Source organism: Nitrosomonas sp. (assembly GCF_024282095.1).
GTDB lineage: Bacteria > Pseudomonadota > Gammaproteobacteria > Burkholderiales > Nitrosomonadaceae > Nitrosomonas.
The window spans coordinates 1-20,198 of sequence record NZ_JAMWZS010000045.1 but is presented as its reverse complement, the minus strand read 5'-3'; the positions used below and the strand labels follow the sequence as shown (position 1 = coordinate 20,198).

General features: G+C 47.0%; 17 protein-coding genes and 1 pseudogene. 7 read left to right on the top strand and 11 right to left on the bottom strand.

The genetic code is table 11. From position 1 onward, the window contains the following. Window positions 1–100 precede the first annotated feature (100 nt). Together Q0K92_RS11410 and acs are read right to left on the bottom strand one after the other, a co-directional pair. Window positions 101–1,069: an MBL fold metallo-hydrolase gene (locus Q0K92_RS11410; protein WP_297325926.1), complete on the bottom strand. Its 969-nt coding sequence runs from the start codon at window positions 1,067–1,069 to the stop codon at window positions 101–103. Window positions 1,070–1,119: 50 nt separating this feature from the next. Then, window positions 1,120–3,090, bottom strand: coding sequence for an acetate--CoA ligase (gene acs, locus Q0K92_RS11405; protein WP_297325925.1), 1,971 nt, complete (start codon window positions 3,088–3,090; stop codon window positions 1,120–1,122). 271 nt (window positions 3,091–3,361) lie between these two features. Here acs and rimP point away from each other — a divergent pair, with 271 nt between their 5' ends. The 5 genes from rimP (at window position 3,362) to truB (ending at window position 9,411) form a co-directional block, all read left to right on the top strand. Further along, window positions 3,362–3,790, top strand: a complete 429-nt coding sequence (gene rimP, locus Q0K92_RS11400; RefSeq protein WP_297325924.1) for a ribosome maturation factor RimP — start codon at window positions 3,362–3,364, stop codon at window positions 3,788–3,790. A 26-nt stretch (window positions 3,791–3,816) separates the two neighbouring features. Next, window positions 3,817–5,289 (top strand): transcription termination factor NusA, encoded by a 1,473-nt coding sequence (nusA, locus tag Q0K92_RS11395; protein ID WP_297325923.1) that lies wholly within the window; start codon window positions 3,817–3,819, stop codon window positions 5,287–5,289. Between the two features lie 89 nt (window positions 5,290–5,378). Continuing rightward, window positions 5,379–8,021: a translation initiation factor IF-2 gene (gene infB, locus Q0K92_RS11390; protein WP_297325922.1), complete on the top strand. Its 2,643-nt coding sequence runs from the start codon at window positions 5,379–5,381 to the stop codon at window positions 8,019–8,021. Window positions 8,022–8,045: 24 nt separating this feature from the next. Further along, window positions 8,046–8,429: a 30S ribosome-binding factor RbfA gene (gene rbfA, locus Q0K92_RS11385; protein ID WP_297325921.1), complete on the top strand. Its 384-nt coding sequence runs from the start codon at window positions 8,046–8,048 to the stop codon at window positions 8,427–8,429. Window positions 8,430–8,442: 13 nt separating this feature from the next. Then, window positions 8,443–9,411 (top strand): tRNA pseudouridine(55) synthase TruB, encoded by a 969-nt coding sequence (gene truB / locus Q0K92_RS11380; protein ID WP_297325920.1) that lies wholly within the window; start codon window positions 8,443–8,445, stop codon window positions 9,409–9,411. A 14-nt stretch (window positions 9,412–9,425) separates the two neighbouring features. Here truB and Q0K92_RS11375 read toward each other — a convergent pair whose 3' ends face one another. The 8 genes from Q0K92_RS11375 to Q0K92_RS11340 all read right to left on the bottom strand — a co-directional run bounded on the left by Q0K92_RS11375 (window position 9,426) and on the right by Q0K92_RS11340 (window position 17,396). After that, complete coding sequence (locus tag Q0K92_RS11375; protein ID WP_297325919.1) at window positions 9,426–9,770, bottom strand: DMT family protein; 345 nt, start codon at window positions 9,768–9,770, stop codon at window positions 9,426–9,428. A gap of 3 nt (window positions 9,771–9,773) precedes the next feature. Beyond that, window positions 9,774–11,237: a 4-hydroxy-3-polyprenylbenzoate decarboxylase gene (gene ubiD / locus Q0K92_RS11370; protein WP_297325918.1), complete on the bottom strand. Its 1,464-nt coding sequence runs from the start codon at window positions 11,235–11,237 to the stop codon at window positions 9,774–9,776. Between the two features lie 10 nt (window positions 11,238–11,247). After that, the gene (ubiA, locus tag Q0K92_RS11365; RefSeq protein ID WP_297325917.1) at window positions 11,248–12,117 is read right to left on the bottom strand and encodes a 4-hydroxybenzoate octaprenyltransferase; all 870 of its coding nucleotides are present in this window, start codon (window positions 12,115–12,117) and stop codon (window positions 11,248–11,250) included. Further along, window positions 12,114–12,656, bottom strand: coding sequence for a chorismate lyase (locus Q0K92_RS11360; protein WP_297325916.1), 543 nt, complete (start codon window positions 12,654–12,656; stop codon window positions 12,114–12,116). Before Q0K92_RS11360 ends, ubiA begins: the two co-directional genes overlap by 4 nt. A 294-nt stretch (window positions 12,657–12,950) precedes the next feature. Continuing rightward, window positions 12,951–13,319 carry a hypothetical protein gene (locus tag Q0K92_RS11355; RefSeq protein WP_297325915.1) on the bottom strand — a complete coding sequence of 123 codons (369 nt, stop codon included), beginning with the start codon at window positions 13,317–13,319 and terminating at the stop codon, window positions 12,951–12,953. Window positions 13,320–13,534: 215 nt separating this feature from the next. Continuing rightward, the gene (locus Q0K92_RS11350; RefSeq protein WP_297325914.1) at window positions 13,535–15,265 is read right to left on the bottom strand and encodes a dihydroxyacetone kinase family protein; all 1,731 of its coding nucleotides are present in this window, start codon (window positions 15,263–15,265) and stop codon (window positions 13,535–13,537) included. Between the two features lie 196 nt (window positions 15,266–15,461). Next, the gene (gene hflX / locus Q0K92_RS11345; protein WP_297325913.1) at window positions 15,462–16,808 is read right to left on the bottom strand and encodes a GTPase HflX; all 1,347 of its coding nucleotides are present in this window, start codon (window positions 16,806–16,808) and stop codon (window positions 15,462–15,464) included. Between the two features lie 108 nt (window positions 16,809–16,916). Further along, the gene (locus Q0K92_RS11340) at window positions 16,917–17,396 is read right to left on the bottom strand and encodes a BON domain-containing protein (RefSeq protein ID WP_297325912.1); all 480 of its coding nucleotides are present in this window, start codon (window positions 17,394–17,396) and stop codon (window positions 16,917–16,919) included. Between the two features lie 418 nt (window positions 17,397–17,814). Here Q0K92_RS11340 and Q0K92_RS11335 point away from each other — a divergent pair, with 418 nt between their 5' ends. Beyond that, window positions 17,815–18,555 (top strand): Crp/Fnr family transcriptional regulator, encoded by a 741-nt coding sequence (locus tag Q0K92_RS11335; protein ID WP_297325911.1) that lies wholly within the window; start codon window positions 17,815–17,817, stop codon window positions 18,553–18,555. A 130-nt stretch (window positions 18,556–18,685) separates the two neighbouring features. Here Q0K92_RS11335 and Q0K92_RS11330 read toward each other — a convergent pair whose 3' ends face one another. Further along, entirely contained in the window at window positions 18,686–19,384 is a 699-nt protein-coding gene (locus Q0K92_RS11330) for an MEDS domain-containing protein (protein WP_297325910.1), read from the bottom strand. 495 nt (window positions 19,385–19,879) lie between these two features. On the opposite strand from Q0K92_RS11330, the pseudogene Q0K92_RS11325 reads away from it, so the two are divergent. Then, window positions 19,880–20,198: pseudogene (locus Q0K92_RS11325) on the top strand (hypothetical protein); the annotation flags it as partial.

Below are 20,198 nucleotides of genomic sequence, written 5' to 3'. Positions count from 1 at the left end.
GTTAATCGGGTGCGTTTATGTATGTTCATTTACAGTATTCTCCCAAATACTGTAAACAACGCTAGTGATTCTTACAGATACGATGATACAAAACGCAAAATCATAATTGTTTGAAGCGCTCGGTGGGTTGGTCAAGCCAATGAATCAGTCCTTGCGCATTCAAGCGGATGTCTGAGCGCAGAAGTTCATCAATTTCAGCTTGCGGTAGACGACAACCATGCTCTGATAATCGCTGTAACAGCAATTTTCTCAACGCATCCGAAATAATCGTTTGCCTATCAGATCCACTATCCTTTGCACGTTGAGCGATTTCCACATGCGCATCAATCAGGATGTGCATGGATTTTGCATGATGCGCTAAATTACCAATCTGACTATAGTGCGTAAGATAAGCATAACGCGGCTCATAGCGCATAATACGATCTATTGAAGCGTGCGCTGCCTCAGGATCAAATTGCACCGGTGAAGTCGTGGGAAAAACAAATTCCAAACCATTGACATCAAATTCCCGGTACGAAACACCAAAGGTGTCACCGGTAAAAAAAGACTGACTGCGTTCATCATAGATGCAATTATGGTGACGCGCATGGCCTGGCGTGTCGAGAAATAGTAATGAACGGCCATTCAGATCAATGCGACTTTCATCAGGCACTTCAATGATTCGCTCGACATCAATCGGATAAATCTCGCCATATACGCGCTTAAACTCTGTTTCTCCATAGACACTCATCGCACCCGCGACAAGCCGTGCAGGATTCGCCATATGACTCGCGCCGCGCGGATGGACAACCAGTTGGGCGTTTGGAAAAAGACGCATGCATTCGCTTGCACCGCCGGCATGATCAAGATGAATATGTGTCAATATGACATAGGCAACATCTTCAATCGCAATATTTTTTTGTTTAAGTGACTCAATGACACCCGGTATGGAAAAAGATGTGCCGGTATCAATGAGTGCAGCGACGCCTTTTTCAACGAGCAAGTGAATCGCCGCCCGTTTGGGGCGATGAAACTGCGCATCAATGGCACTGATGCCGTGTTCGTAATCTGTAACAAGTGGTAATGACATATTTCTCCGGGTTTATCCGCAAGCGCTTGGCGATGCGCAAATACTTGGTATTATTTAGATGGGTGCTTTAATTGTTCAAGAATGGCCGGGTTTTCCAGTGTGGAAATATCCTGGGTTATTTCTTCACCTTTGGCGAGTACACGTAATAATCGGCGCATAATTTTACCAGATCGGGTCTTAGGTAGATTTTCTCCAAAGCGAATTTCCTCAGGTTTGGCAATCGGACCAATTTCTTTCGCCACCCATTCACGCAGTGTATGAATAATTTGAGTAACCTCTTCTCCCTGTGGATATTGGCCTTTTAATACCACAAAAGCAATGACAACTTCTCCTTTGATTTCATGCGGCTTTCCGACCACAGCCGCTTCTGCGACCAACGGGTGCGCTACCAGGGCGGATTCAATTTCCATGGTTCCTAACCGATGCCCGGATACATTCAGAACATCATCGATGCGTCCCATGATCCAAAAGTAACCATCCCTATCACGGTATGCAGAATCACCCGCCAGATAATACTTTCCATGACCCATATCTTCCGGAAAATAAGCTTTCTTGAAACGCTCCGGATCCCCCCAAAGTGTGCGGATTTGTGAAGGAAAAGGTTGTTTGATCACCAAAAAACCGCCTTTACCGTTTTCCACATCATGACCAGCTTCATCGACAATCGCTGCAAGAATTCCCGGCAATGGAAAAGTACACGAACCGGGTTTGAGCGCAACTGCACCCGGCGTTGGCGCGATCATATGGCATCCCGTTTCCGTTTGCCACCACGTATCGACAATGGGACAACGCGATTGCCCCACTTTTTCATAAAACCACATCCAGGCTTCAGGATTAATCGGTTCACCCACTGAGCCCAACAAACGTAATGACGAGAGATCATATTGCGTCGGCAAATCCGCTCCCAGTTTGATCAGCGAACGAATTGCCGTGGGCGCAGTGTAAAAAGTAGTGACTTTATGTTTCTGAATAATTTCCCAAAAACGCCCGGCATTCGGGTAAGTCGGAATGCCTTCAAAAATCACTTGGGTCGCACCCATCGCGAGAGGGCCGTAGGTAACGTAGCTGTGGCCGGTAATCCAGCCGACATCGGCGGTACACCAAAACACATCCGCAGGCTTGTAATCAAAAATCCATTGCATGCTGACTTTGGTTCCCAACAAGTAACCTGCACTGGAATGTTGTACCCCTTTGGGTTTACCCGTTGATCCGGAAGTATATAGCGTGAACAAAGGATGTTCCGCGTTAACCCATTCCGGTTCGCAATGCGTACTGGCATTCTGCGTAATTTCATGCCACCAGACATCACGTGCCGGATTAAACGGTATGTCTGCGCCAGTGCGTCGGTACACCACCACACATTTCACTGACATGGTGTCCATCATGTTCATGGCTTCATCAACGGTTGCCTTGAGCGGATTATGCTTGCCACCACGCACCTGCTCATCGGCTGTAATAACAGCGATTGCACCGGCATCCGTGATGCGCTCATGCAAACTTTTGGCAGAAAATCCGCCAAACACCACTGAGTGAATGGCACCAATACGTGCACAAGCTTGCATGGCAACCACCGCTTCAATGCGCATCGGCATATAAATAATGACACGATCGCCTTTCTTAACATTGTTTGATTTCAGCGCATTGGCCAGCTGACAGACGCGTTGATGGAGCTCACGATAAGTCGATTGTATGACTTCACCTTCATCCGATTCAAAAATGATAGCGACTTTATCCGCCTGTGTTGCCAAGTGCCGATCAAGGCAGTTATAGGAAACATTGAGCACACCATCGGCGAACCATTGATAGAACGGTGGCGTCCGGTCATCCAGTACTTGTGTAAAAGGCTTATGCCAAAGAATCTGTTCGCTAGCCTGCCTTGCCCAAAAACGCTGATAATCCGATTCGGCTTCTGCATACAAAGCTCGATAGACTTGAATACTGGATATATTGGCTTTTCTGGCAAATTCCTCTCTAGGCGGAAAAACACGGGTTTCATTCAAAACTGACTCAATGGTTGACATGCTATTTCTCCGTATTTCTTTTGTTCATTACGTTTGCAAGAATTGTATCACTGGCATTATGTGTCATTAGCACTTCTTACTTCCAAGTACACAGTTTGTGATCGGTAATCATCAAAAAATAAGAGCCATGACAGACGGAAAAATATGTGTTAATCATCGCTAAGGTATTACATCTGGCGAAGTTTATGTTTCATATTTTATAAATTTTTGATAGAATGCGCCAATAGATGCGATGGGCTTTTTCAGCCCATTTTTTATTTGTGGCGGAGCTATGGCACTGGAAGAATTGCTGGAATCGACTCTGGAAGGAATGGGTTATGAGTTGGTCGAAGTGGAACGATTAGCACACAACAAGTTATTAAGAATCTTTGTAGATAAAAAAGGTGGCATCGATATCGATGATTGCGTGGCAATCAGTAATCACTTGGGTCGATTGTTTGCTGTTGAAAATATTGATTATGGCCGGTTAGAAGTTTCTTCTCCGGGACTTGACAGACCTCTGCGGAAAGAAGCTGACTTTCTCCGATTTCGAGGAGAAACCGTTAAATTGAAGCTGCGTATTCCTATCCAAGGGCAAAGAAATTTTGTGGGGGTTTTACGGGAAATAAATGATGGCATAATAAAACTTGAAGTCGAAGGAAAATTGTTAGACCTTGAATTGAGTAACCTTGGAAAAGCGCGTTTGGTTCCAAAATTGTAGGTATATAAAAGTTTGGCTGGAGGACTATGAGCCGCGAAATTTTACTGTTGGTTGATGCATTGGCACGTGAAAAATCTGTTGAAAAAGAAATCGTCTTCACAGCTTTGGAGCTTGCATTGGCATCCGCTACAAAGAAACGCTTTCAAGAAGATATTGAAACACGTGTTTCTATTGACAGAGTAACGGGAGATTATCAATCTTTTCGCCGCTGGCTGGTGGTAGAGGACGATATTGTAGAAGATCCTGCCCGTCAGATCTCTTTAAGCGATGCAAAAAAAATCAATCATGACATTCAGCTGGGCGATTATAGTGAAGAACCATTGGAGCCCATCGAATTCGGACGTATTGGTGCACAAGCAGCGAAACAGGTAATATTCCAGAAAATACGTGATGCAGAGCGTGAACAAACACTGAATGATTTTCTTGAAAGAGAGGATTATTTAGTGACCGGAACAATAAAACGCATGGAACGCGGCAATGCCATTATTGAATCCGGGAAAATTGAAGCCGAATTGCCACGTGATCAAATAATACCGAAAGAAAACCTGCGGGTGGGTGATCGAGTTCGTGCTTATTTGTACAAAGTCGATCGCACCTCCAGAGGTCCACAGTTAAAACTTTCTCGTATTTCCCCTGAATTTCTGATGAAACTGTTTGAATTGGAAGTACCGGAAATAGAAGAAGGTCTGTTGGAAATTAAAGTAGCCGCACGAGACCCCGGATCACGCGCTAAAATTGCAGTCAAGTCAAATGATCCGCGCGTTGATCCGATCGGTACCTGTGTAGGCATGCGTGGATCCAGAGTACAGGCGGTTATCAGCGAATTGGCCGGAGAGCGTGTTGACATTGTATTGTGGTCGGACGATCCTGCAACGTTCATCATTAATGCATTGGCGCCCGCAGAAATTAGTAGCATCATGGTTGATGAAGAAAAGCATAGTATGGATATTGTGGTTGATGATGATAATCTGGCTCAGGCAATCGGTCGTGGTGGACAAAATGTACGGCTTGCCTCCGAGTTGACCGGCTGGGAACTTAACATCATGACGGTAGACGAATCTAAAGCCAAACATGAAAAAGAATCGTCACAAATATGTCAGCTTTTTATGCAAAAATTGGATGTTGATGAGGAAATTGCAGAAATACTGGCACAAGAAGGCTTTGTTACGTTGGAAGAAGTGGCTTACGTTCCGCTCAACGAAATGTTGGAAATCGAGTCTTTGGATGAAGAGACTGTCAATGAAATACGTAATCGAGCCCGCAATGTACTGCTGACAGATGCCATTGCCAATGAAGAAAAAGTGGAGCATGTTGCTGAAGATCTACTTGCATTAGAAGGAATGGATATTAATATTGTCCGAGAATTGGCATCAAAAGGTATTAATACGCAAGCTGATCTGGCTGATTTAGCTGCCGATGATCTGGTTGAAATGACAGGTATCGATATCGAGCATGCAAACCGTCTGATTATGAAAGCACGTGAACCGTGGTTTACTTGATTTAAATTATCGATTAATAATATAAAGTATCAGAAATTATTTATTTTGATAGAAACCTGGTTGTAGTTTTGATTGCTGAAAGGTTATAAATGGCTCAAATGAGTGTAGAACAATTTGCTAATGAACTAGGCTTGTTGCCAACAGTTTTGTTGGAACAACTTAAAGCCGCTGGTGTAAAGAAAACATTAGCAGAAGACAGTTTGACAGAACAGGATAAGTCTCAACTTCTTGATTATCTGAGAAAAACTCATGGATCTGCCGAAACTAAAAATAAAGTTACGTTAACTCGCCGTCAAACCTCAGAAATCCGAAAATCGGATGGTACTGGCAGAGCACGCACCATTCAGGTGGAAGTTAGAAAAAGGCGTGTGCTGACAAAACCAGTTTCCGAGGATCTGGAATCCACCCCACCTGCAACCAAGTCGGCCGACATAACCAGTCAGCCTGCTAGAGAATCTGTCATTGATGCAGAACAATTAGCGTTACGTAGTGAAGAAGCAAGAAAACAAGCGGAGTTGATGGCACGCCAAGCTGAGGAAATTAAGCAAAAGAAAGCACGTAAGAAACCCGAATTCACTGAAGATATCAAGAAGAACGAAGAGGTAATCACTGCTTCCGGTCAACCAGCGGAAACAACCACATCGACACCTGCTATCGCTGCAGGATCAGGAATTGATGCGCAAACAGAATCTGGCAAAAAAACTGAACCTGCGCAATCCAGCGAAGCTCAATCAAATTCTACTGAAGGAACACTACACAAACCTGCAGGAAAACCTGAAGAAAAAACCGATAAGAAAAAGAAACAAGCCAAACAACAAGTGGTATGGAAAGATGAAAGCACTAAAAAGCGTAGTGTTAAAACGCGTGGTGATCTTTCTACAGGCCAGGGTTGGCGTACCCGTAGGGATAAACATAGCAAGCCAGTTCATCAGGTAGAAGAACCAAATATTCACGGCTTTTCCGCGCCAACAGAGCCTATTGTGCGCGAAATCATGGTCCCGGAAACAATTTCTGTGAGTGCGTTGGCGCAAAAAATGTCGGTTAAAGCAGCAGATGTCATTAAAGTGCTCATGAAAATGGGCAGCATGGTGACCATCAATCAAATGCTGGACCAGGATACTGCCATGATTGTCGTAGAAGAAATGGGGCATATTGCAAAATATGCTGAAATGGACAATCCGGAAAATTTCCTTGCGGATAGCGACACACCTGTTACTGAAGCAGAATTGGTTCCGCGCGCACCTGTGGTGACCGTGATGGGACATGTCGATCATGGCAAAACTTCTTTACTGGATTATATTCGCCGCACCCGAGTTGCTGGCGGTGAAGCCGGCGGTATCACGCAGCATATCGGCGCTTATCATGTAGAAACCGACCATGGCATGATTACCTTTCTGGATACACCGGGGCATGAAGCATTTACTGCCATGCGCGCACGCGGTACAAAAATTACCGATATTGTCATTCTGGTGGTCGCCGCAGACGATGGCGTAATGCCGCAAACGATTGAAGCAGTTCATCATGCGAAAGCAGCAAAAATTCCTATTATCGTCGCAGTGAACAAAATAGATAAGCCAGAAGCAAATACCGAAAGAATTAGGCACGAATTAGTCGCACATAGCGTGGTACCGGAAGATTGGGGCGGCGATACCATGTTTGTCGAAGTATCTGCCAAAACCGGTCAAGGTGTCGATAATTTACTGGAAAGCATATTACTGCAAGCGGAAGTGCTGGAACTGAAAGCACCCACACAAACACCGGCCAAGGGTGTGGTGATCGAATCACGTTTGGATAAAGGGCGCGGCCCGGTAGCAACCATTCTGGTGCAATCCGGAACGTTAAAACGCGGTGACGTTTTACTGGCCGGTGCGGTGTATGGCAAGGTACGTGCCATGAACGATGAGAATGGTAAGGCGATCAAGCAGGCCGGCACATCCATTCCGGTCGAAATTCAAGGCTTATCGGAAGTACCTGAAGCCGGTGAAATTGTTTTTGTATTGGACGACGAACGCAAGGCACGGGAAATTGCCCTGTTCCGTCAAGGAAAATATCGTGACGTCAAATTTGCCAAGCAGCAAGCAGCAAAACTTGAGAATGTTTTCGATCAACAACAAGACGTCAAGATACTGACTTTGATTATCAAAGCGGATGTGCAAGGCTCCTGTGAAGCATTGGCTTATGCGCTGGAAAAACTCTCAACCGATGAAGTGAAGGTAAATATTATTCATAGCGGCGTTGGCGCCATTATTGAATCGGATATCAATTTATCGTTGGCATCAAAAGCTGTTGTGATTGGTTTTAATGTGCGTGCGGATGCCAGTGCACGCAAACTGATCGCATCAAGCGGCGTTGATGTACGTTACTACAACATCATTTATGAAGCGGTCGACGAAGTTAAAGCCGCGCTTTCCGGCATGATGTCACCGGATCGTAAAGAACATATTGTGGGACTGGTGGATATTCGTGAAATTTATCGTATTCCAAAGGTAGGTGTTGTCGCCGGGTGCTATGTCGTGGATGGTATCGTCAAAAGAAACTCATTGATCAGAGTATTACGCGATGGTTTGGTCATACACAGCTGCGAACTGGATTCACTGAAACGCTTTAAAGATGATGCAAGGGAAGTCAGAGAAGGTTTTGAATGTGGCTTGTCCCTAAAAAACTATAATGATATCCAAGTAGGGGATCAGCTGGAAGTTTATGAAATCGTCGAAACAGCGCGGTTTCTATAACAAGTGCGTTAACCAGCCAATCCGATGCCCAAAGACTACTCCCGCACATTACGCGTCGCTGATCAGATACAGCGTGAATTGGCAGATCTCATGCAACACGAAATCAAAGATCCCCGTGTAGGGCAAATTACCATTACCGCTGTTGAAGTGACTCGCGACTATAGTCATGCCAAAGTTTTTTACACGACATTAGCCAGTAAAGAAGACCTTTTCTTGGTCGAAATTGGACTTGATCATGCCAAAGGTTTTTTACGTTCAAGTTTGTCGCATCGGATGAAGTTAAGAGTGACGCCACAATTGCAATTTATCTATGATGAATCCGTAGAACGCGGCGTTCGCTTGTCAAAATTAATTGACGAAGCAATCGCTCAGGATAAAATCTCCCATCACACAGACTCCGACAGTTAAAACACCTGCATGCATGCAGCACGCAAAGATTCCATCAAACAATCCGATTAAACCCATTAGGCGCAACATCAGTGGTGTTCTATTATTGGACAAACCACACGGCATCTCTTCCAATAAAGCGGTACAAATCGCAAAACGACTCTTTTCTGCTGCCAAATGCGGTCATACCGGTACACTGGATCCGATGGCAACCGGATTATTGCCACTTTGTTTTGGAGAAGCGACTAAATTTTCATCGGTATTATTAGGCGCTGATAAAACCTATGAAGCAACCTTAAAACTTGGTTTTCTAAGTACCACGGGCGATGCGGAAGGCGAGATCAGTCAACTCATAACAGATGTCGGGAATCTCACTTTATTATTTTGTGAACAAGTACTTCAGCGTTTCATCGGCACCATCATGCAAGTGCCGCCGATGTACAGCGCGCTGAAGCATCAAGGAAAACCATTATATGTGTACGCAAGAAATGGCAGCACCATTGAACGCCCGGCACGTGAAATCGTTATCCATGAAATACAAATTAACGCATTGACAGGCAATGAATTGCAATTAAGTGTTCGGTGTGGAACGGGTACTTATATCCGCACACTGGCGGAAGATATTGGCAAAGCGCTCGGTTGTGGTGGCGCGTATTTGACGCAATTGCGGCGCACATCGATTGATCGCTTTCACTTGCCTCAAGCACACACGTTATCAGCACTGGAAGAAATGGCTGCAATGGATCAGGACAACTGTCTATTACCCATCGATTGCTTATTACAAAAATTTCCGGCAATCACTTTGGATGAATTGGCGGCATTACATATCGTTCAAGGACGTATCATCCACAGTCCATCACTAGATATCAGCAATATGCCAGCAGCTAATACCGTACGTTTATATGATCATCAACAACGATTCTTAGGGCTTGGCGAAATTACCAACGAGCGGAAAATAGCGGCGAAGCGCCTGTTAGCAGATCGCTTTTCAACGGCCTGTTAGCAAATTTCTAATGGCTAGCGTGTACGAAACATAAAATAAACCGCGCCTATCATACATAGCGCGGCCCACAAATAATCCAGTTTCAGCGGTTCCTTTAAATACAGCAGCGCAAACGGTACGAAAACAGCCAGGGTGATGATTTCCTGCAGTATTTTGAGCTGCGCGACAGATAGTACGGCAAAACCAATGCGGTTGGCGGGAACTTGCAGCATATACTCGAAAAACGCGATGCCCCAGCTAATCAGTGCAGCAATTATCCACGGCTTGTGGTTCAGCTCTTTCAAATGTGCATACCAGGCAAAGGTCATGAATACATTGCTCATGGTCAACAGCAGAATGGTATGCCAAATCTCGCGCATGTATCAAACTCCCAACTCCTGCCACATCGCATCCACCCGCTTTTTGACTGCATCATCCATCGCAATCGGCGTCCCCCACTCCCGATTCGTTTCACCCGGCCATTTGTTCGTCGCATCCAACCCCATCTTGCCGCCCAACCCTGAAATCGGGCTGGCGAAATCCAGATAATCGATCGGCGTATTCTCAACAAGCAACGTATCCCGTACCGGATCAACCCGCGTTGTTATCGCCCAGATGACTTCTTTCCAGTCACGCACGTTGATATCGTCGTCGGTGACAATAATGAATTTGGTGTACATGAACTGACGCAAAAAGCTCCAGATACCAAACATCACGCGCTTGCTATGCCCGGCATATTGTTTCTTCATGCTGACTACCGCCATGCGGTACGAGCATCCTTCCGGCGGCAGGTAAAAATCGGTGATTTCCGGGAATTGTTTTTGCAACAACGGCACGAATACTTCATTCAGCGCCACGCCAAGAATCGCCGGTTCATCAGGCGGTTTTCCGGTGTAGGTAGAATGATAAATCGGATTGCGGCGCATGGTGATGCGCTCGATGGTAAATACCGGAAAAGTTTCCTGTTCATTGTAATAACCGGTATGGTCACCATAAGGGCCTTCCAGCGCAGTTTCGCCGGGATGGATAGCGCCTTCCAACACGATTTCTGCGCTTGCCGGCACTTGCAGATCATTACCGATACATTTCACTACTTCTGTTTTGGCGCCGCGCAACAAACCGGCGAACTGGTATTCGCTCAAACTATCCGGCACCGGTGTCACCGCGCCTAGAATGGTCGCAGGATCGGCACCTAAAGCCACCGCCAGCGGATACGGCTTACCCGGATTGGCGAGACTGAATTCACGAAAATCCAGTGCCCCGCCACGGTGCGCCAGCCAGCGCATGATGACTTTATTGGGCGCAATGACCTGTTGACGGTAAATACCCAAATTCTGCCGGGTTTTATTCGGCCCGCGCGTGACCGTCAATCCCCAGGTGATGAGCGGCGCAACATCCCCTGGCCAGCAGGTTTGAATCGGAATCCGGCTTAAATCGACATCGTTGCCTTCCCACACAATCTCCTGGCATGGCGCGCTGCTCAACTCTTTCGGCGCCATATTCAGCACTTGTTTCAACACCGGCAATTTATTCCAGGCATCCTTCAGTCCTTTCGGCGGATCGGGCTCTTTTAGATAAGCCAATAACTTGCCGACTTCGCGCAACGCTTCAACCGATTCCTGCCCCATCCCCAGCGCCACCCGTTTCGGCGTGCCGAACAGATTGCCCAGCACCGGCATGCTATGTCCTTTGGGATGCTCAAATATTACTGCCGGGCCTTGCGCTTTCAGGATGCGATCACAGATCTCCGTCATTTCCAGCGAGGGATCGATCTCCGTTTGAATGCGCTTGAGTTCGCCCATGGCTTCCAATTGTGCGATGAAATCGCGCAGATCTTTATATTGCATGATTGAATCCTTAGCTCTGAAAGATGAGGAAATCGAATGCGATTCCGGCAAACACCACCATCCCTACCCAGTTATTGTGCAAGAATGCCTTGAAACACAGCGCCCGGTCACGGTTACGGATCAACATGTATTGGTACAGCACCAATCCCGTTGCCACCATCAATCCGGCGTAATAGGCCAGATTCATCTGTTGCAATTGTCCGATGACCATCATGATCATAATAAAGCAGGCATGACACAGCATTACGCCCATTACATCAAAGCGCCCGAAAGTAATCGCAGAAGTCTTGATACCAATCTTCAAGTCGTCCGGCTTATCGACCATGGCATACGCCGTGTCATACGCAATTACCCAAAACAGATTGGCCAACATCAACAGCCAGATGATGGACGGCAAGCTATCCGTTTGTGCGGCAAACGCCATCGGAATACCAAAACTGAACGCAATACCCAGATAAGCCTGCGGCATGGCAAAAAAACGCTTGGTGAATGGATACGTTCCCGCCAGAAAGAGTGCCGGCACAGACAGTAGAATCGTCAACTGATTCAAAGGCAAAATCAACACAAATGCGCACAGACTTAACCCGGTCGCCAGTAGCAAAGCTTCTTTGGAGCTGACCCGGCCAGCCGCCATCGGGCGGTTCTTGGTACGTTCGACATGCGGATCGATGTTACGGTCGGCAAAATCATTGATGACACAACCTGCTGAGCGCATCAGGATCGTACCCAGGATGAAAATGACTAGAATATGCCAATCCGGCAACCCACGCGCCGCAAACCATAACCCCCACAACATCGGCCACAGCAGCAAAAGAATACCGATCGGCTTATCGAGCCGCATCAGCTGCGCGTAGATTTGAATTCGATTGGCAATGCTCATAAGGGTAAATCCAGAATAGCCGGTAAAAACACTTCGGTCACTAAAATCGACTGTCCATGCAACGTAAATAGTGAGCGCCGCGCCCACAGGTAGGCCGGTTTTGTTGACAACTTGGCGCACGCACGGTCATACAGAAAATGACCTTGACTGACTTTCTTGAATTCCAGCGGTGTGCGCTCGATTCTAGGATTGGTAAACAAAACCGTTCCCAGCGATTTATTACCCAGCCCACTCAAACCCCGCCACGCACCCCGCAAATTCTTGTGCGCTACCACAGAATGCGCAAATACCACCGGCGTGCTGCTGCAATACAGATAAACTTCCCGTACCATCGCCAATTCACCGGCACGCAACCCCATCACATTCAACTCATCCCCATAAACTTTACTAAGCGACTGAAATATGCGCTTTACACAAAAATGCGCACAACGACTCTGGATACGGCGCGTCAGTGATCCACGATCCTGTAACCAGTTACGTTGATGATAAGAAACAGAAGTCAGCGCAGAATGCCATGCCAACGGATGGGCTTTGTTCATCGTGGCAGCGCAAGCAAATGGGATTGTTGCATGATGAGAAATCTTAAACTGAAATCAGGCCAGGTCATTTTGAGAATTATACAGCAGTCTCAAAGCAGCCATTACAAAGCCCGAATAATTTGTACAAGCCTCAATCAGATTCATGCAATTTGGCAGGCCATTGAAAAACATTTTCTGGGCAACTGGTCTAAGCAAAAACAAGCGAGAAAGCACAATTTATACGTGACAAATGAGCATCTTACACCCGCTTTTCGGTACCGCAGATAACTTTTCAACAACCTGTTAGGCTAACGCTTACGGCTTTAACTGCCCTTCTTTCTTTTCTTCATTGCCTTCTACTGGTTTCTCACTGCTTCCATCATCGGCCAGCTTGCTACCGACATAGCTTCCAACTGCACCACCGACTAATGCCGGCATAACCGATTGCATGAGTGATGGACTTTGAGCTGGCGCATTAGCGGCTGGCGCAGGCGCTGCGTTTGAACCGGCTGCTGCCGGTGATGGTGATGGCGCAGCTTGACTTGGCGTATCCGCTTTCTTCTGCTGTGTCGCCGCAGGCTTGGAACCAAATGAACCTTTTGATCCGCTGCTCTTACCTGGTTTTGCATACAGATTGTTTGAAAACACCATGGAAACCAAAATAACAAAAAGCAATTTTTTCATATGTATTAACCTTATAAAAATCAATTTCAAAATAAAATCACAGCACCATTGCCATCAGCATCGGTTTTCTCAATTACGTTACATGATGCAATATATCAATGTGGGCGCCCCTTCTGCTCCCGCGCTACCGGGCAGTAAACCATAAAACGGGTCGCAATTTTGGAAAAATTTTCACACCGTGTCAATCGGTATTGCAAACTTCCGCAACCTGCCGGTCAGGAACAATGCGCTCTGATGGTTTTATCAACCGAGCGAATGATCAGCGCCATCGAAACAGCACCCGGATCGGGTGTGCCGATACTCCGCTCCGCATGAGGGCGCGCGCGGCCAATCCTTGGCTGCAGATCTTTGGTGGCCTGGGCCGCTTCATCAGCAATAGCGGCTGCGACTGTCCAACTGGCGGAAACCGAACGATTACATGATGCACCCTGAGCAAGTGCCGCTGAGAATGGATAGAGCACATCGACAAGAGTCTTGTCCCCTAACTGCGCTTTACCGAGATCCGTGACGCCGCGAAGCGCGGCGGCAATACCGGCGGCAATGACTGAAGCAGTCGGTATGGCTTCGTCACCCAGCACGCCGCCCAGATTACGCAGGATGACTCCCCACAAGGCACCCGATGTGCCACCTGCCCGATCGGACCAAGCGTCGCCGGCAACCATCAGCAATGTGCCTACGCCGACCTTGGCGTCCAGTGCTTCCCTTGCCGCGGCGATCGCCGCTGCCAGTCCACGTTGCATACCTATGCCATGATCACCGTCTCCCGCAACAGCATCCAGGCAACCAAGCGCTTCTCGTTCCTTATCAATCACTTCACGCGCAGCTTCGAGTGCCGCAAACGCCACCATCGCAGCTACTTGTGATTCTGCGGAACCGGTTGTTAATCGGCGCTTACCGGAGAATTTGGCTACATCGACGTTATCTCCATAAGGTTGGGTGCTATGACCCCGATGAAATGCGGGGGTATCCGCCGCCGCAACCCAGTTTTGTTCAAGTTCATCGTTCAACCAGAATAGCGTCAGTGAAATACCTGCCATGTCGAAGCTTGTGATTAATTCACCGACTACCGGCTCGACAATGATCAATCCGCGCGCGCACAACAGTTGGTCGACCTTGCGGTAGACAACAAACAACTCTTCGTGTTTTACGGTACCAAGACTGTTCAGTATCACGCCGATACGCGCGCCATCCGAATTGCCGACAACCGCAGGAATCTCGGACAGCAGCCTGTTCACCAGAATCTCCGCCAAACCGTCGGCAGTCGGCGCATCCATTCGATAGAGGCCGGGTTCGCCATGAATACCCATGCCGATTTCCATCGTTCCGTCAGCCACTTCGAAGAGCGGTTTGCCGGCGCCTGGCAGCGTGCAGCCGGAGAATGCAACACCCAGTGTCCGCACGCGTTCATTCGCTTCGGTCGCTATGCGACATACTTCATCGAGAGATTTTCCTGCATCGGCGGCAACAGCGGCGGCTTTGAAAACCGGCAAAGTGCCGGCAATGCCGCGGCGTTTATGTTTCTCCGCAACAGGCGCGGATGCAGTGTCATCGGTCACAACGACCGTGCGCACGTCAATGCCCATCGCACAAAGACGCTCTTGCGCCTGGTTGAAATTGAGCACGTCGCCGGCATAATTGCCGTAGCTGAACAAGATACCACCACCTGCATCCACGGCCTGCGCCACATTGCAAATCTGCTGTGCCGATGGCGATGCAAAAACATTCCCCATGGCAGCACCGTGCGCCAATCCCGCACCAACAAAACCACCAAAGGCCGGGTAATGCCCGGAACCGCCGCCGATAACAAGCACCACCTGGCCAGGCTTAGCCTTATGTCGGCGGATCACGCCACCATCAACCGGGTGTATTTGGTTACGGTGTGCCGCGACGAACCCCTCGATCAGTTCGTCTGCAAACTTTGTCGGATCATTGAATAGATGAGTCATCGCTTGAATAACTGTATTGATTGTCCATTCACATCGCCATGATCTAATGTTACATGCCAATCAGCAGATATGTGGGAATGCCAATGCGCTGGCTTCGTAGTTTGACTGGAATCCTAAAGAATTGACTGCGATAAGTAAAGCGGTGAACAAGGCAATTATCAGCGCAAAAAGACCACAGGTGCTGAGTTGTAGTAGTTCATCGCACCCGATCGAACTGTTCGCGTAGATTTTCGACAGCCCCAGGCTCGCCGCGAACCCGGAAGAAGGCGCCCTCACTGTCTGAGCGTTCTTCCAGCACCTGACAACTTGCGTAGATTCCCCCGCGCAGTTGCTGCGCCGACCAAGGCAGGAAAAGTTCTGCTTCGACCAGATTCTGCTGAAAAAACGCCACGATCTTCTGGCGCAGCTTCGCCACCTCATCCGGTCGGCGTGCGCTCATCACAACGCAATCCGGATATTGCGTCCGCAAGGCTGCGTCGCGCTCCGCTTGCGCCGCTGCATCGCCGACGTGATCAATCTTGTTGAAAATGCGGATGCGCGGCACAACATTCGCGCCGATCTCCACAAGCACTTGATCAGTAACCTCAAGCTGGCGCTCAAATCCGGGATCGCTGGCATCAATGACATGAAGCAGCAAAGATGCATCCAACGCCTCGTCGAGCGTTGACTTAAATGAGGCGACGAGTCCGTGCGGCAGGTTCTTGATGAAACCAACCGTGTCGCTGACGAGTATACGTGGCACGCTCTCCGGATGAAGAGTTCGTACTGTGGTATCCAGCGTGGCAAAAAGTTTATTTGCAACCAGCACCTCACTTCCCGTGAGCGCCCGCATCAAGGTGGATTTACCTGCATTCGTATAGCCGACCAGTGCCACGCTGGCCAGCCCTTGGCGCTCTTGCCGTCGCGCGCGCTGCGTCTTGCGCTCCGCATCCATCGCCACGATCTCCTGTTGCAGTTCGGCGATGCGATCACGGATCTTGCGTCGATCCAACTCAGTGTGCGATTCGCCGCCTCCCCGGCCGCCGACGCCGCTGCGCTGTCGTCCTTGCGGCCCGGCAAGCTTCGCCGCCTCACGCAGACGTGGCGCCATGTACCCAAGACGTGCAATCTCTACCTGAGCACGCGCAGCGCGAGAACGGGCATTCCGATGAAAGATTTCTAAAATGACCATGGTGCGGTCCATCACTTCGCAACCGACTTCATTTTCAAGATTGCGCGCCTGCGATGGTGAGATCTCGTGATCGACCAAGATGGTGTCGATGCTTCGGCTATCAGGATTGGTGATTATTTCTCCAAACTCGGCGGATCCGGCTTCATTGTTCACGAAGCCGCGTATTTCCTGGCGCTTGCCGACGCCAAGATATGCCGTCGTGTCGAAGCTGGCACGTTTCTGCACGAACGTCTTGACGACCTCATATCCCAGTGTTTTTGCAAGCTCGCGCAGCTCGCTCAGCGATGCCTCGAACTCTACATCGTTCACACTCGGCAGTTGAACGGCCGCCACGATGGCAACCTTGGATTTTTCTTTGACTTCTATTGGCATTAGGAGGCTGATTTCTTGAGTGAGTGAAATCGGATAGTACCTGAAAAAGATTGCGGCGCACTCACTGAAATTCTAAAATTGACCATAATAAATAACCCAGATAAATCATTATTCTTTACTTTGTATTTCTGTTTTTACAACCAAGTCATTTTGTACAGATCTCACATCTTTTTGTCTTCCAACTACTTCCATCGCTTTATCAATGCTTTCTTTAGAATCGAGCGCACCGCTCAGTTGCACGATGCCATTCACCGTAGTTACTTTAATTTCAAATACTTTAAGCAAAGGATCATCAAGAATAGCTCTTTTAACATTCATAGTAATTACTGAGTCATTAATATACTGATCAGTCGCTTCAATTTTCTCATTGAGTGACTTTTTCGCATCATCCAGTTTTATTTCCGCTTCCTTTGTCGTTCCCTCAATTTTTTGTTCAGCCTTCTCAATCGAGCGGTCCAGTTTTTGCCCTGCCTTTTCAGCCGTTCCTTCTTGTTGGCAACCAACCAATCCCAAAACAGCAGATAAGCCAGCAATCACAATGACTTTTTTTGCCAAAATGTCTTGTTTATATGCATTTGTCGTTTTCATAGCTTCTCCTTCAATTGTTATTTAAATCAGTAGCACCGCACGCAATCTATCCACTTAAAAAGTGTCAGGGAGTAAGCGCTGTTCTATGCAATCAAGCGCACTGCATTCACACGAGAAATTCACGTGCATTTGAAGTCTAGCGAGAGGATTGAAGGAGGTCTGTTCGCTCTCGTACATACTGCTTTTGTAACTTCTGTAGTTAATATCTCTTCTTTTCCAATTTTGAATCAAAACCACTCATTGCTTCCAAAGCCCAATTTGATTAAACCGGAGTTCTGGCATAACATGCATCAAGATTTGCCAGTTACTTTGTGAATTGCTGCTTTGTTTAACAGAGGTATTGCACTTAACACCTGGATTACCATCGATACATATTCCCTTGATGCAGGCATCACACCAAGACTTTTAACTTAATAATATGAAAATGACAATAACTTGCGACCCTCGAGAAAATCATATTTTGTATGCGCTTAGGCAGGCCGAGTTTGAGTTGTTAGAACCTCACCTTGAATTGACAACAATGTCTCGTGCTGAAGTACTATTCGAAGCTTATGACAAATTGCAATACATCTATTTTCCCGTTACAGCTACTGCATCTTTGTTGTGTTGTCTGGAAGATGGTGTGTCCGTAGAAGTGGCAATGGTTGGCAGTGAAGGCATACTGGGAGTTTCAGCTTTAATGGGTAGAGATGTGGCGTTGACACAAGCAATTATCAACATACCAGGTTACTGCTATCGAATTTCCATAAAATCGTTACAAAGTGCATTATCCCGTAGCGGAGGCCGTCGCGCTGGAACACTGCAGAAATTGATACTACGCTATGCCCAAACGCTTTTCATGCAAATGTCACAAGCAACTGCGTGTAATCGACGTCATGCATTGGAACAGCAACTGTGCTATTGGCTGCTTTCAAGTTTTGACCGTGGGCATTCAAATAGTTTATCAATGACTCAAGAATCAATTGCTTATATACTTGGGGTTCGTCGTGAAAGCATAACTGAAGCAGCAAAAAAATTGCAGGAAGCCGGAATCATCGAGTATTACCGCGGCCACATAGAGCTTAAGAGTAGAACAAAACTAGAAACAGCAGCTTGTGAGTGTTACAGAGTAATGAAGGAAGAATCAGTTCGGCTGACCACAGATTTACAACCCGCATAATCAGCACGATAAACTTGGCTAATGATAAAACCAGCATCGTTTTGCAATTCGTTACAGCCTACACAAAGCGTATATTGAACTTGAATTCGCTGTTTCTTTTCTTAAAGAAACACAAAGAGTTTCGCTGCATTTAATTTAACAGCGTTGTTTGAGGCATTTGATCTGAAATCTTTTTGGATTCCGCTAGCTTCCCCACCACGCGATTCCAAGCTGCACCAAAAACATCTAACACTGCCTCACCCACTCCGGCTTCTGATAAATCATAATTTTCTACTGGAATCAAATGCTTATGGCATTTACAAATACTTTCAAAAGATTCATCATAAACATTAGGATTAAGATCATCCAGAGAGTAAGAACAAAGAAGTGAGAATTCTTGTTTCTGGGATAAATCATTCCATAAATCTTCCAGTTGCATAACTGTGTTGTATTGACCTTCCTTCCAGAGTATATCCACCATTCCGCCAAAGACTCGAACTTTGCCATATCTTAATTGCAAAGTTTGAAGTGGGCCCCCTACGTATTCCTGAAAAACCTGCTCTTCAAGTACGCCATCAATCAGTAGACTTGATAGCAAAAACTGAGCATCAAAGAATTTGATTTGACCTTGATCTCTGATAGTCTGCATATCAAAACCTAGTGCATCTATTCCGGATATCACAGCTTTCCTTAAAGCCGGTCTGGCAAGAACAACAATCGACTCATCATTAAGCAAGCCCTCTTTAATATAACCGATAACTGCTTCTGCCTGAGAAGTTTCATTCTGACAAACCTGAGCAATGTAATTACCCGTAGGATTTGTTAAATGCCATATCCGATTTGTGTCCATAAATCTACCCTCATTAATCGACGCATTCTAAAACACTGAATAAGGAAATGCTACAACATCACTATAAAAAAACAAAGCCAAATTATCAGCATATGTTAATTATATGTAAGCATTTTCGTGTTGTTTACGATTTAAAGAAAATTTTTTCTTCATACGAGTCGACATCATTGATCCCTCTATGAACCAGTATATGGATGCTACACGACGCCCTGTCTATCCTGGACTATACTTGCTTTTAAAAGGTAGTCGGTTAGCATCGGGCACGAAAACCTCAGTAACGAAGCGATTGAAGACATGACTAACTCAAATCTACACGTGATGCATTTTCTAGGCTTATGCCTTGGAGATGATGCTCCCATCACAGATTAAATGTTTAGCTTTACTCAGTGCCAGAATTTTCCTAGACTTTCAGATAATTCATTTTGTAAGCAATGAAAATTCCGCTGAAAGATATGTGCATATCTTATGAGAAAAAGTCTTTGAAGGAATGTACGAATGATAACGATCAAGCCGAATCGAGACTATTTTCCGGGTTTCCCAATCCAGGCCGCAAATTGTTTCCTCGCATGCTTGCTGGCATGGTGCGGAATTTCAGTAGCGCTGGCCGAGGACTATGCATGCGAACAAAGCGACGAGACGCATATCTGGATCTCGCCTATCAACCCCACAACCGATGCGCCGGTTAAGATCATGGCGGTTGCCACAGACGGCCCCATCGCGGAATTGGTCGTGATCGACAGCCAAGGACGCCGCATACCGCTGCAATCCCGCCATCGCGGTGGCCCGCCTTGGAGCCTTAGCACCGAATTGGAAA